This window comes from Enterococcus crotali, assembly GCF_000633635.1.
GTDB classification, from domain to species: Bacteria; Bacillota; Bacilli; order Lactobacillales; family Enterococcaceae; genus Enterococcus_L; species Enterococcus_L crotali.
The window spans coordinates 309,985-324,251 of the sequence record NZ_AYPQ01000003.1 but is presented as its reverse complement, the minus strand read 5'-3'; the positions used below and the strand labels follow the sequence as shown (position 1 = coordinate 324,251).

Here is a 14,267-nt window from a genome sequence, read left to right as displayed (position 1 = left end):
AGAAAGAAGGAACATTCAACAATGACGGAACATTCAGAAGAAAAGTTATTCAATAAAGGCTTTATCAGCATTACGTTGATCAATTTTGTGGTCTATCTCGTTTATTACTTATTGATGGTGATCATTGCAGTGATTGCCCAAGATACACTTCATGCCTCATTAGGTCAAGCAGGTCTTGCCTCAGGAATTTATATTATAGGCACCTTATTTGCTCGTCTATTTATGGGAAAAATGTTGGAACTGCTTGGTAGAAAAGCGGTTTTACGATATGGTGCTTTATTTTACCTCATTACAACCATTGCTTATCTTTATATTCCAAGTATTGGGATTCTTTATCTTGTTCGCTTGCTCAATGGCTTTGGGTATGGAACCGTATCAACTGTCACCAATGCGATCGTAACTGCTTATATCCCCAAATCAAAACATGGGGAAGGGATCAATTATTATGGCTTAAGCACCAGTTTAGCGGCTGCGATCGGTCCATTTATTGGGATGGTTTTACTCAATACTATGAGTTTTTATTTTATTATTCTATTTTCAATTATATTGATTTTATTGACTACAATTGCTTGTTTTATCTTCCCTGTAAAAAATATTCAATTAAGTCCAGAACACAAAGCTAGTTTATCTCGTTGGACCATTGATAGTTTTATTGAAAAAAAAGTACTATTTATTTCTTTTATTGCTTTTTTGATGGGGCTTTCCTACTCAAGTGTCCTTTCATTTCTTTCCTCTTACGCCAAAGTGATCGATTTAGTCGGTGCTAGCTCGTTTTTCTTTGTAGTCTACGCATTGGTGATCACAGCAACTCGTCCGATGTCTGGAAGAATCTTTGATGCTCGCGGTGAAAATGCAGTGATGTATCCCAGTTTTCTTTTTCTAACTGGAGGATTGCTGTTATTGAGTGTAACAACTAGTAGTTGGATGTTGTTTGTTTCAGGTGGATTGATTGGTTTAGGGTATGGTACTTTTATGTCTAATGGTCAAGCTGTTTGTTTAAAAGTCAGTCCCAATAGTCATCGAATAGGCATTGCGTTATCCACTTACTTCATTGGACTAGATCTTGGCCTGGGTGTTGGTCCCTACGTCTTAGGAGAACTAAGAAGTTTTCTTTCTTTCCAAGAGATGTACTTCGTTGCGGGTCTGATTCCGGTGGTTTGTATGATCCTTTACGCCCTATTTTACCAGTCAAAAGCACCTTCTTATGAAAATAAATTGAATGAACAATAAAAGGAGACAATATATGATGAATACAGATGAACGCATGCTTGATGTATTGCAACAAACCTTAGCTAAAATGGAAGAATTAAACGCTCGTTTAGGCCATATAGAAAAGGACCTCACTTCAATTGACAAGTATCAAATGAATATGAGCTACTATGCACAAGCAATTGAAGCAGCGACAGAAAATAATAATATCATGGGTTAAATCGATGAGAAAAGAAGCTTAGGAGACTGAGCTTCTTTTTTTCATTGTTTTCCCATTTTTTATTTTTCTCATTTAATTATCGTATCTTTTTATTGATTATTTAAAAATAAATATTATGATTCACAAAGGAGGTTATAAAACTATGAAACGTTTTTTTATGAAGAAAAGTGATCAGCAGAAATTTGAACTATTCAAGCTTATTTTATTCAGTAAAAATGGGATTTCTGTCAATCCACTCTCAGAGAAGTCTGAAATATCGTTAAATCTAATTTACCCAAAACTTAAAGCACTTAACAATGATTTAGCAGAAGTTTTTTCTTCTAACGAGGTTCATCTAAGTAAAAATAATATTTTTTTCACTATTTTGATAGATGACTGGATAAATATAAATTTTGTTATTGATAAGCTAAGACTCCATTATATACAGCAGTCTCATGAGTATTTGATTTTTAATTCTGTGTTATGGGACTATTTCAACAGCGTGGAGGCACTTTCTCAAAAAATCAATTTAAGTGTTGCTCAAACGTATAAAAGTTTAAATGAGATTAATAAAGCCCTAAGTTATTTCAATGTAAAACTCATTTTTACAGGTGAAAAATCACATTCTAATTTTCAGGGTTTAGAGAAAAATATTCGATTATTTCTTTTTTATTATCATTGGGCTGTTTTTAAGGGAATTGTTTGGCCGTTCAGGGAATCTTTAAGCTATCTTCAAGAGAAAGACATCCATATCGACAATATTTCCGAATCCCAACAAGTCCGTTTAAACTATTATCAAACTATCTTTACATGGAGAATTTTTTATAGGAATAAACTAGTAACTCTTGATGCTGATTTTTTAGAAGTTGTTCGGTTAATGAATACCATTCATCCAATAACATTTTCAGTTGATATGCAGATTTCTGAAGCAGCTCTTGTTCAAGAAGAAAGCTACTTTGGCTTTTTATGTCGGTTTTACATCTACAATAGTGATACAAAAGCTCAGAAGCTAGACATAGCGAAAGCTTTTATTCAATCCGATTTGCCGATTTCTAAGAGTTGTACGTTTATTTTGGATAGACTTTATGCAACTTATGCTATTGAGCCAATACGTGAGGATTACCTTTTTTCTTATCACTCACTCCTACTTATGTTGACTTTTGTTACATACTTATCCATTGATAATACCGACTTGTTTGAACATGACCAGAATCTCTCTGAATTAGGTACTGATTTTGCTGACTTTCCACAAATGGAAATCGAACTTTCAGAACTTGCGAAGCAATTGTTTGCCGAAACACCTTACCTTGGCGAATTAGAATCAAAGAGTGCGCTCACCTACATGGTCTATATATTTTATTTCATTATAGACTACGCTAAAAAGCCTAAGCAGCTAAAGATTTTTATTCAATATTCAAAAAATCATATTACTACAGCAGAAATAGAAAGAAGTCTTTCAAGTTTCTTCAGCTCTGAATCGATTGCTTTTGTTGAAACTATTGACCAATCGGATATCATGATTTCTGACTGTTATGAAAAAGGATACCCCAATGAGAATTTCTTTTATTTCGATAACCCTTTAAATGAAAGCGAATGGGCATCCTTGATCAGCTATGTTAGTACTCAGATGTATAAACATGTCTTCTATAAACAGCTATAGTCAGTTCGTGAATTTTTAGATCACAGTTCTAGCTCAAAAAAAAGAGTGTCAGGCTCTTATCCGTCAAATGATGGAAGAGCCGTACACTCTTTATTGTACTTTAAAATGCTGGTGTTAATGTTTCACTATATTTCGTTTCCAGTAATTCTCGTACTTTATCACTGGTCATGGCTTTTTTCAATGCTTTGATTTTATCTGAATCTTTGTTATCTTCTCTAGCAACCAGACTAATTGCAAAACGATCATCGACTTTCTTTTCTAATAAGATCGCATCTTTTGGCGTTAAACCAATTTTTGCAATATACGTTGGGTAATTATAAACCATTGCTATATCTTTTTCATTATATGCTTCTGCTAGGTTTAATAAATCGACAGATACCCATTCAAACTTTTTCGGATTGTCTACAATATCTTTGATTGTGCCGTTAAAGCCAACACCGTCTTTTAATTTGATCAAACCAGCGTCATCTAAAATTGCTAATGCGCGTCCTTCATTTGAGACATCACTTGGCAGTGCAATTTTAGCGCCTTCTGGCAGATCGTTGATATCTTTGTATTCTTTAGAATAAAAGCCGACTTTTGCGTTGTATATTTTTTGTACAATTACTAAATTACCGTCTTTTTCTTCGTTAAATTTTTGCATAAACGGTTCGTGCTGTGCAAAGTTTGCATCGATTTCCTTAGCATTTAACAGCTCATTGTATTGAATATTGTCATTGACTTGAACCAATTCAACCTTATAACCATCTTCAATATTTTTACCAGCCAATTCAACCACTTCTACAGTCGAGGGAATATGTGAAGCAACTTTGATCACTTTATCTTCTTTTTTTTCTGAATCTGCTGCTTTTTTCTGTCCCCCACAACCTACCATTACTAAACCTGCAACTGCTAACAAACTAATCATTACTCTCTTTTTCATCTTCTTGCTCCTATCTATTATTTTTTATTTATTTTTTTGCTAACCAGCTGCCGCTGATTTGAATAAAACTGACAAAAATGATCATAAGTACAATGGCTGTGTACATGACCGCATATTCATACCTTTGATACCCATAGCGCAAGGCAAAATCACCAATACCACCGCCACCGATCACGCCCATCACCGTGGAATAAGAAACCATACTAATAATCACTGAGGTCAGTGAAAGGACCAACCCCGATCGTGCTTCAACATACAAAAAACGACTAATTAGTTGAAACTTCGTACTACCCAAAGACTGGGCGAGTTCTAAAATATCATTTGGAATCTCTAACAATACTTGTTCTACAAGCCGAGCATATAGCGCAACCGCAACAAAACTTAATGGTAATGAAGCAGCATAGGTCCCAAATGCCGTCCCTAATACTAAGCGAGTAAAGGGAATCAACGCTACCACAAACAATAAAAATGGAAATGAACGCACAATATTGATATAGCCATTTAACAAAAGACCGAGCCAATGATTGGTTTTTGTTGGTAATTTTTTAGTTAAATAGACAAAGGTTCCTAGTGGTAAACCAATGGTAATGGCTGCGATGATCGAAATCAAAATCATGATACCACTTTCTGACAAAGCCTTGCTTAATTCTGGAAGATAATAGCTCATTTTCTCGATATATTCTGTCATCATCCCAAACTCTCCCGAACTCGTTCATAATAAGAACTAAACTGTGGCTGTTGTTGTGCTTTTGGAATTTCTAGTGTTTCGATAACTTTGCCATTTTCTAATATTGCCGTCCGATTACATAATTGTTTGATCAAGTTTAGCTCATGGCTGACGATGACCATCGTTGTCCCAAAAGTCTGGTTGATTCTCCGCAACAATGCCAAAACATCATAGGCATTTTGTCCATCCAATGCAGAAGTCGGTTCATCACAAAGTAGGATTTCCGGCTTTGTAATCAATGCTCGAGCAATCCCTACTCGCTGTTTTTCCCCACCACTCAACTGTCTTGGGTAATGGTTTCCTTTATCTGAAAGGCGAACAAATTCCAACACTTCTTGGACTTTCTGTTGATCGTAGGCTTTATTCAAACGTAATGGCAGTCCGATATTTTCATTCACGGTTTGATTGTAGAGCAAATTAAATTGCTGAAAAATCATGCCGATATTTTTTCGGCTTTGCCGTTTTTGTGTATCACTCAGTTCTAATAAATCTGTTCCAGCGATTTTGATTTTTCCTTGGCTGGGCAGCTCTAAGGTATTGATCATACGCAATAAGGTTGATTTACCCGAGCCACTTTCACCGATCACGCCAAATATCTCATGCTCTTTGATGTTCAGATCAACATGATCTAATGCTGTGACGGCTACGCCATTATGACTGTAACTTTTTGAAACCTGTTCAAACGTAATCATTTTATATCCTCCAACTTAGTCGACCAGTAACTGAACAAATTCATCTTTAGAAACATTGGCAAAATAATCATTGATAGTGATCGGTGCTAATACTTGCTTGATGGCTTCTTGTTCGTACTTACAACCGATCAATAAATCAGCTATTTCTTGCGTATCCTTTTGACTAAAGTAATCACCATAAATCGTGATTGCTGTGATTCGGTCCTTTTCCACAGAAATATTGGCTTCTATTAAGCCACCTTTGAACTTTTCTTCTTTTTTGATCGTATATTTAGGCTCTTCACCAAATACCCAAGCATCGTTTGCATAAATATCTGTCACCAATTGATCGATTGCTTGTTCATCAGCTTGAGTCAACACATATTCTTGTGCTTTGATAGATTCCATTGTCTCAGCATTAAATAAATGCAGTAGCAATCGATCTCGAAATTCCTCTGTTGTGATGTTTTGATATTCTTTTGCTAAATAAGGCTTAAGATTGGTTACTCGGCTTCTGACAGATTTCGTTCCTTTGGACGCTAATTTTTTTTCAGAAACAGTCAAAACACGACTGACTTCTTCTAAATCAACATCCAGCATCAAGGTGCCATGAGAATACATCTTTTTATTTTTCGTATACATGGCATTTCCGGAGAATTTTTTCCCATCGATCATTAAATCATTGCGCCCGCTGACCTTAGCATCTGTTGCGCCCATTTCATGCAAGGCATCTATGATTGGTTGGGTAAACCGTTTAAAATTACCAAAAGCAGCATGATCGGCATTTACAACGAAACTAAAGCTTACATTCCCTAAATCATCATAGACTGCACCACCACCGGATAACCTTCTGGTAATCGTAACTTGATGCTCTTTTGCGTACTTCAGATCTACTTCTGCACGTACGTTTTGGTTGCGCCCGATAATGACACAAGGTTTTTGAATATAAAATAAAACAAGTGGTTCATCAAATGTTCGCTCATTCAGCAAATATTGCTCTGTGGCTAAATTTCGGCGAATATCAAGAGAAGGCATCATCACATAATACATTTTCTTCCTCTTTTCTTTATTACAGAAATTTTCTATAAAAGTGCTTTCAATAGAAAATCCATAAAATTTCTGATAATTCCAACAATAGGTCTAGTCTAGCATTCTTACTTATAATATTACACATATTTGCTCAAAAAAGCTTTATATTATGAGGAAAAATGATATTTTATATAACAGAAATTTCAACTTGAGACAGATTTTGGTACACATCTGTTAGCAAAAATTAGAAAGAGCCCAAGACCAAAACTTAAAATCAGTTTTGACTTGGGCTCGATGTTTAAATGGTTAGACAGTAAAATTAGGATGCTTTTTAATGATTGCTTGATACCAATCAAAAGACTTTTTCTTTTTCCGTTCCAAGGTTCCTGTCTGATCATCATTTTTATCTACATAAATGAATCCATAACGTTTTTTCATTTCACCAGTTGTTGCACTAACTAAATCGATGGGTCCCCACATGAGATAGCCAAAGCAATCCACATGATCTTCCACAATTGCTTTTTCCATTTGTTCTAAGTGTTTTTGAAGATATTCGATTCGATAATCATCTTGAATTGAACCATCTGCTTCCAATTGATCCACTGCACCTAAGCCATTTTCAGTAATAATGATCGGTAGTCCATAGCGTCTATAAACATAATTCAAGATATATCGCAATCCAGTTGGATCAATAGCCCAGCCCCATTTACTTTGCTCTAAATAAGGATTTTGGACACCGCCAAATAAGGTTTCTTCATTGTCCTCATCACCTTCATAATGTGCCACGCTAGAAGAATAATAGTTTAAACCAATAAAATCTAACGTCCCTTCTTTAAATGCTAGCTGATCTGCTTTTGAGACGATTAAATCGATTCCTTGTGCTTGATATTCTTTTAATTTATATTCAGGAAACTTGCCCATACACATAGCGTCAATTTGGTAAAATTCGCGATCTGTTTCTTTTAATGCGTTCATCACATTTTGCGGATCACAGTTCAATGGATACGCTGGCGTTAAACCAAAAACACAGCCAACTTGATTGTTCGGATCGATCATCCGTGCTAATTTAACAGCTTTTACACTAGCTAAAGTCATGTTATAACTGATCGTTGCCAATGTCTGTTTTTTATTGTCCATTTCCGTATATTTCAAGCCCGCGATAATATAGGTGAAAATATCTGATGCTTCAGTTTGTGGATCGATATGGTTCATTTCGTTAAAGGTCACCCAATAACGTACTTTGCCTTTTAATGCTTCAAACATGGTTTGACAATACTTTAAATAAAAATCGATGACTTTTTGGTTTGTCCATGAACCGTATTCTGTAACTAGATGTATCGGCATTTCAAAATGATACAGTGTCACGATGGGTTCAATCCCATGCTTTAGTAACTCGTCAACAACATTCTGATAAAACTGAATCCCTAATTCATTTGGCTGCTCTTCATCACCCTTAGGATAGATTCTTGACCAATCAATAGAAATACGTAACGCTTTAAACCCCATTTCAGCAAATAGTGCAATATCTTCTTTGTAGCGGTGATAAAAATCAATCCCGTCATGAGAAGGATAATACTTCCCTTCCTCGATCGTTTGACAGATTTCACGTGGGATTTCATATGTTCCTTGAGTAACAAGGTCCATGATCGCTACACCTTTACCATCTTGATCCCAAGCTCCTTCACATTGGTGAGCCGCAATACTGCCGCCCCATAAAAATTCATTATTCTTCATTAAAAAAATCTCCTTGATTTATTAGTAACAATCTCTGCTTGATTCTCATTATACTAGAAAGAAATCTGTAAAAAACCCTTACTCTTCTTAACAGCTTATCTATAAAATAACTGTTAAACACTCATCCTGAGCAACTAACTCCTCTTTTACCGCTGGGATCACATCTAAATAATCCATTGTGTTTGTTACGACCACAATCACCGTCGGATCATAACCAGCCTTTTGAATCCCTGCAAAATCAACGGTAGACAGTAATTGACCTTGCTTCACTGTATCCCCTTGTTCGACGATCGTATCAAAATGCTTACCATCAAGTTCCACTGTATCTATTCCGATATGGATCAGTACTTCAATTCCTTGGTCTGTTTTAATGCCGATTGCATGCTTTGTCGGAAAAACGGCTGAAATTTCTCCTGAAACCGGTGCAACAATGTTATCCTCTGTTGGTATAATTCCCAAGCCTTTGCCTAATGCGCCTGTTGAAAATGCTTGGTCATTGATTTCAGCTAAGGAAACGACTTTTCCTTCAACAACAGATGCTAATGGAACCTTTTTCAATTCAATATTTTTCTCTCCAACAGTCTCTTTTTGCTCTTCCTTAAGCACGGATTCTTTTTCCTCTTGCGGGATGCCTAAAATATAGGCTGAAATTGCCGCTGCAACAAACCCAATGACAACACTAATGATCATAAAAACTAAGTTAGAAAAATCTTGATTATCCGCATAAGAAGGTAATCCCATCAAGCCCCAAACAATCGAATAGGTCTTAACATTCATCAACCCAGCAAATAAACCACCAAGGCCACCGCCGATCATCACTGCGATAAAAGGTCTCCTATACTTAATAAACGCACCATAAATCGCCGGTTCTGTTACACCCATTAATGCACTAAAGCTGACCGTTCCAAATAATTGTTTTTGTTTAGAATCTTTCGCTCTTAAAAAGTACCCTAACATTGCACCAGATACGGCTAAATCAGAAATCGTTGCGGCTGCTAAGAAAATCGGATCATACCCCATTTTATTCACAAAGTTCAATGCTAGCGGCATCATGAAATTCCCCGCACCTAACATGATCAAGAATGGCTGAAACGCTGCATACAACATCACCACGATCCAACTGCCAAAGGTATTATGCAGTACTTCAAAGAACCAACCGATACCGTCACCGATCCAAATACCGATCGGACCAAAAATCAATAACGTCACTGGCAAACAAATCACCATGATCAATAATGGATTTAAAAAATACTGTAAAAATTTAGGAACATATTTCTTTAATAAAACCGTTAATTGCCCCATAAACCAAACGGCTAAAATAATTGGAATAAATGAATTCGCATAGACCATTTGCGGCAATTGAATCCCAAAAATACTTAAACCTGCTACATCATTGATCGAACTTGAAACCAATGTTGCAGCAAGTGCTACAGCCAAATATGGACTTGCTTTCAAGCGTTTGGCACAAGACATTGCGATAAAAATCGGTAAAAAGAAAAATACAGCTGAACGAATCGAATCCAATAATTGATAGGTTGGGCTATCTGCTGAAATCAGTCCCGTGATTGAAAATAAGGATAAAAATCCAGCTAACAGTCCAGAAGCAATAATTGGTTCGATCACGGGTGTCATCGTTTCAGAAAGTAGATCCATCGCAGCTTTTAGTGGATTTTTTTTCTCTTTTACTTCGGTCTCCTCATTTGAACTAGGAGCAAGCCCTAACATACTGATCAATTCAGTATGAACTTCACTAACATGGGTGCCAATAATAACTTGATACGCTACATTATTAGATACAACATCGATTACACCATCTAAAGCTTTCAGTTCTTCTGTATTCGCTTTTGAGCGATCTTTCAGGGTAAATCGTAAGCGCGTCATACAGTGAACAACGGCTTGGATATTGTCTTTTCCGCCTACTAAGCGAATGATTTCTTCGTTAAATGATTGATAGTTCATTTTTTTATTCCCTCTCTTTTTGACTCCGATTCGTCACTCGATGGATATGGAGCATAAGATAGGTTTCTTCGTCGATCGTTAGATCACAGGTATACTTTTGCTTGATATAGACTCTGATTTTTTGCACGCATTCAAACGAATCGTTATACATCAACTTGATTTGCTCATTCAAAATCATGTCACTGTCTTCATAACTATTTTTAGTCATGATTCGTTGAATAAAATATTGCAGATGGGTCATCAGCCTCATATAATTCATAGAGCCTTCGTCTAACTTGAGTTGAAAATGGTACTGAATGATCGATAAGATATCTCTTAAACTTTCCATCGAGCGGATCGTTTCGTCTAGATTATTCTTATCCTCCTGCAGATTGACAAAGTGTAACGCAATCGAAACAGCTTCATCTTCTGGAAATGTCAGTTGAAATTGTTCATTGATCAAATCCAATGCATACATGCCAATGTCAAAATGCTGTGGATAAAATTTCTTTACTTCCCAAGTCAATGGGCTGCGAATAAATTGTCCTTTGGCTGCACGTTTCAATGCAAATTCAATATGATCCAGTAATGTCAAACTGAGATAATCATTTGATTTTTCACCCAACTTTTCTTCTCCGTAAGCAATGATTTGATTGACTAACGTAATATGATTGGCATCAGAATGAGACAACAAATAACTAAAATGCTCCAGCATATCATTTGAATCTAGAACATAGGTCTTTTCGATTTCATTTTCATAGATTACCTGTCCGACTTTTTTTCTAAAGGCCAATCCTTTCGCATAAACAATGACCTCATTATCTCCTCGACTTACGATTGCTACATTGTTGTTTAAAATTTGACTTACTTTCACTTGATTTACTCCTTTCCAGAAAAAAAACTCAAACTACCCAGGAAAGGACATTCCTAGGTAATTTGAGTTCTGCCTGCATGATTCAGTAACATACTCTATAAAATGACTGCATCGTCATTAACGTTTTTTTTCTTGTTTTCAGTATAATGCATTTTGTCTTAATATGCAACGCTTTCATTAGAATTACAATCAGGATTCATTGGTTACTTTAACTCTGCTCCATTTGTTTCGATCACTTTTTTATACCAGTAGAAAGAATCTTTGCGAGAACGTTCTAAACTACCTTTTCCTTCATCATCTAAATCAACGTAGATAAAACCATAACGTTTGGACATTTCACTTGTACTTGCGCTAACTAAATCGATACAGCCCCACGGAGTGTAGCCCATTAAATCAACGCCCTCATCAATGGCTTGTTCCATTTGCTCGATATGACTTCTTAGATAATCGATGCGGTAACTATCATGAATGCTGCCATCTGCTTCAACAACATCTTTAGCCCCTAAACCATTTTCTACGATAAACAACGGCACTTGATAACGATCATATAATTTATGCAACGTCACACGAAGTCCAACTGGATCGATCTGCCAGCCCCAATCACTAGCTTCAAGATACGGATTTTTCTTAGAGCTAAGAAGATTACCGCCTGTTGTATCCCCGTCTTTTTTATGAGAAGCAATACTGCTCATATAATAACTGAATGACATAAAATCAACAGTACCTTCACGTAGAATTTGATCATCATTTGCTTCTTTTTTGATTGTAATAGTATGATCGCGGAAGAATTTATTCATGTAGCTTGGATAGTAACCACGAATTTGAACATCCGAATAGAATAAATTATTATGGTCACTATTCACACTTTCCATGACATCTAGTGGATTACACGTTTCTGGATAAGCTTCCATTCTCGCTAACATACAACCGATTTGTGCATCAGGAATAATTTCATGACAGGCTTTGACCGCCAATGCACTTGCGACAAATTGATGATGAGCTGCTTGATATTGCGCTTGCAGCATGTTTTTCTCTCCGTCAGCTAAAATACCACCACTTAAATACCCTGTCATGCCGATGATATTGATTTCGTTAAAGGTCAGCCAGTACTTCACTTTGTCTTTGTAACGATTGAATAAGACACGTGCATAACGTTCAAAGGCTTCGATCGTTTCACGACTTTCCCAGCCATTTTGTTTAAACGCTAAACCTAAAGGAAACTCATAATGAGAAATCGTCACTAGTGGCTCAATATCATATTTCAAACATTCATCAAAAACCGCATCGTAAAATGCGAGACCTGCTTCGTTTGGCTCAAGTTCATCCCCATTTGGAAAAATACGTGGCCAAGAAATCGATAAACGAAAGGTCTTAAAGCCCATTTCTGCAAATAACGCGATATCTTCTTTATATCTATGATAGAAATCGATACCGTGACGTTTAGGATAAACACCTTCTTTGTCATTCATCGCAAACTCAACGTCTGCCTTAGTTGTTGGTTTCAACAATTCAGACATACTAATGCCATTTTCTTTCACATAACGAGCTGTATCAGCGGTAGACCACCCTTTACCATCTTCTAAAAATGCCCCTTCAAATTGATTGGCCGCAGTTGCGCCGCCCCATAAAAAATTTTGTGGAAAGCCACTCATATTTTTTCCATCCTCTCGGTCATTGATTTAGTGTATAATTGGTGTAACATCCTTATCTTAACATGAGAAGTAGGAAAGTCATTTTTATGTTTTAAGGGCTATTTTCATTATTGCTCTCCATTTTCATATTTGCGAAAATGAATTTTTACAAAGGAGTTTTTTGATGCTTGATCTATTTGATTTTCTCCATTATTTAAACACAAATAAACGAGATGCGACTTACTCACGAATCATCATTTATCTCTTTAATCATTTAAACGAAATCCGAACACTAACGATTACTGAAATTGCAGAACGCTGTTTTGTTTCCCCTGCAACTCTTACACGTTTTTGTCGTCATTTCGGCATTTCTAGTTTTGCTTCTTTAAGAGAATCCTTGATTGTTTTAGGAACGATGAAAAAGCATAGTGGTTTACGGATGAAAGAACAAGAGCTAACAGAGCTTAAAGATGATCCCAAAAGTTACCTTGCCTCTTATGGATCTGAAATTATCACAGCGGTAAATGATGTCTTAGAAACAATCGATATTGAGCAAGTCGATCATATATTAGCTGATATCCACCAAGCCGATGAAGTCATTTTAATTGGTTACAGTGCGACACTTGAACTAGCAAAAGATCTACAAACTTCTTTTCTCCTAAGCCAAAAGTTAGTTTTCGTAGGGGAAACAGAAGAAACACAGCAAGCATTCGTTGAAGAACTGAGTGAAAAATCGATCGTGATCGTCATTTCATCTTATGGCTCATTACTCAATCGAAGTAGTGAATTAATGAGAAAAATCAGTGATAGTCCAGCAAAATCGATTCTTCTAACACAGCATACACAAAATACATTGACCAACCAATTTGATCTATCAGTGAATGTAACAACGACAAATTATGTTCGTATCGGTAATTATCCTTTAACGTTCTTTCTGGATTATTTCGTACGGCGCTATACAAGTTTATATCAATAAATTCGTTTAGATACATGAAGTATCGTAAACAAAAGGAGTTAGATATGGGATTATTTGATTTTTTTAAACAAGAAGAACCAAAGGATGTTGTTGATTTAAATGAAGAAGTTGCAAAAATCGTGGCTATTTACGAAACCTATCCTGAATTTCCAGTAATGTCTGAGGACCGCAATGTAGATGAATGGCTGAAATCAATTGCCAACGGTACCGCCAAACTCGTTCCAAAAGAAAGCATGATCCGTAACGCAGATGGGTTACTGCCAGGAGAAGTCATTTTACTTGATTGGGTCAATGAAAAAGATTCGACTACGGCCATTTTTCCAGAATTCTTTGAAATGGAGCTTGGGATCGATCCTGTAGCAAGTACGAACGAGTTATTGTTTGCTGATTATTTGGATATTTTAAACGATGCCTCCGTTATTGATTACTGGTCTTTAAGTCAATTGAATGAAGTCTTTGAAGACAATGGACTAAATAAATGTAATACTAAAGAAGAAGCAATCAAATTATTGAAAAAGGAATTCACCACCGATTATATCGTTAATATGGTCGATCCTGGTATTTATATTTTGATGGATAAAGGGCAAATGATCGTTGAAAAATATGCAGATGTCATTCATGATTATTTAGATACACCGCCAAACTAAAAAGAGCAGGAGGAGCTAACATTCAACGTCAGCTCCTCCTGCTTTTACTC

At 36.2% G+C, this 14,267-nt stretch carries 13 protein-coding genes; 5 read left to right on the top strand and 8 right to left on the bottom strand.

Annotation, left to right across the window (positions count from 1 at the left end; translation table 11 throughout):
- The first annotated feature begins 21 nt into the window (after window positions 1–21).
- From V192_RS0109860 to V192_RS0109850, 3 genes are all read left to right on the top strand, one after another.
- The gene (locus V192_RS0109860) at window positions 22–1,230 is read left to right on the top strand and encodes an MFS transporter (RefSeq protein WP_025871280.1); all 1,209 of its coding nucleotides are present in this window, start codon (window positions 22–24) and stop codon (window positions 1,228–1,230) included.
- A 13-nt stretch (window positions 1,231–1,243) separates the two neighbouring features.
- Window positions 1,244–1,429 (top strand): hypothetical protein, encoded by a 186-nt coding sequence (locus V192_RS0109855; RefSeq protein WP_239644633.1) that lies wholly within the window; start codon window positions 1,244–1,246, stop codon window positions 1,427–1,429.
- A 142-nt stretch (window positions 1,430–1,571) separates the two neighbouring features.
- On the top strand, window positions 1,572–3,068 hold the full coding sequence (locus V192_RS0109850; RefSeq protein ID WP_025871276.1) for a helix-turn-helix domain-containing protein: 1,497 nt from the start codon (window positions 1,572–1,574) through the stop codon (window positions 3,066–3,068).
- A 100-nt stretch (window positions 3,069–3,168) separates the two neighbouring features.
- Here the strand turns inward: V192_RS0109850 and V192_RS0109845 are convergent, their stop codons facing one another.
- The 8 genes from V192_RS0109845 to V192_RS0109810 all read right to left on the bottom strand — a co-directional run bounded on the left by V192_RS0109845 (window position 3,169) and on the right by V192_RS0109810 (window position 12,615).
- Window positions 3,169–3,990 (bottom strand): MetQ/NlpA family ABC transporter substrate-binding protein, encoded by an 822-nt coding sequence (locus V192_RS0109845; protein ID WP_025871273.1) that lies wholly within the window; start codon window positions 3,988–3,990, stop codon window positions 3,169–3,171.
- 28 nt (window positions 3,991–4,018) lie between these two features.
- Window positions 4,019–4,681, bottom strand: a complete 663-nt coding sequence (locus V192_RS0109840; protein ID WP_035011230.1) for a methionine ABC transporter permease — start codon at window positions 4,679–4,681, stop codon at window positions 4,019–4,021.
- On the bottom strand, window positions 4,678–5,409 hold the full coding sequence (locus tag V192_RS0109835) for a methionine ABC transporter ATP-binding protein (protein ID WP_025871268.1): 732 nt from the start codon (window positions 5,407–5,409) through the stop codon (window positions 4,678–4,680). Before V192_RS0109835 ends, V192_RS0109840 begins: the two co-directional genes overlap by 4 nt.
- 15 nt (window positions 5,410–5,424) lie before the next feature.
- Entirely contained in the window at window positions 5,425–6,438 is a 1,014-nt protein-coding gene (locus V192_RS0109830) for a lipoate--protein ligase (RefSeq protein ID WP_035011227.1), read from the bottom strand.
- A gap of 285 nt (window positions 6,439–6,723) precedes the next feature.
- On the bottom strand, window positions 6,724–8,151 hold the full coding sequence (locus tag V192_RS0109825; protein ID WP_025871264.1) for a family 1 glycosylhydrolase: 1,428 nt from the start codon (window positions 8,149–8,151) through the stop codon (window positions 6,724–6,726).
- A gap of 99 nt (window positions 8,152–8,250) precedes the next feature.
- Complete coding sequence (locus tag V192_RS0109820; RefSeq protein ID WP_025871262.1) at window positions 8,251–10,110, bottom strand: beta-glucoside-specific PTS transporter subunit IIABC; 1,860 nt, start codon at window positions 10,108–10,110, stop codon at window positions 8,251–8,253.
- Window positions 10,111–10,114: 4 nt separating this feature from the next.
- Window positions 10,115–10,963: a PRD domain-containing protein gene (locus V192_RS0109815; RefSeq protein WP_025871260.1), complete on the bottom strand. Its 849-nt coding sequence runs from the start codon at window positions 10,961–10,963 to the stop codon at window positions 10,115–10,117.
- Between the two features lie 203 nt (window positions 10,964–11,166).
- Window positions 11,167–12,615: a glycoside hydrolase family 1 protein gene (locus tag V192_RS0109810; RefSeq protein WP_025871258.1), complete on the bottom strand. Its 1,449-nt coding sequence runs from the start codon at window positions 12,613–12,615 to the stop codon at window positions 11,167–11,169.
- A gap of 163 nt (window positions 12,616–12,778) precedes the next feature.
- Between V192_RS0109810 and V192_RS0109805 the strand changes: the two genes are divergently transcribed.
- Entirely contained in the window at window positions 12,779–13,570 is a 792-nt protein-coding gene (locus tag V192_RS0109805; protein ID WP_025871256.1) for a MurR/RpiR family transcriptional regulator, read from the top strand.
- A gap of 44 nt (window positions 13,571–13,614) precedes the next feature.
- Window positions 13,615–14,217 carry a hypothetical protein gene (locus tag V192_RS0109800; protein ID WP_025871254.1) on the top strand — a complete coding sequence of 201 codons (603 nt, stop codon included), beginning with the start codon at window positions 13,615–13,617 and terminating at the stop codon, window positions 14,215–14,217.
- Window positions 14,218–14,267 lie beyond the last annotated feature (50 nt).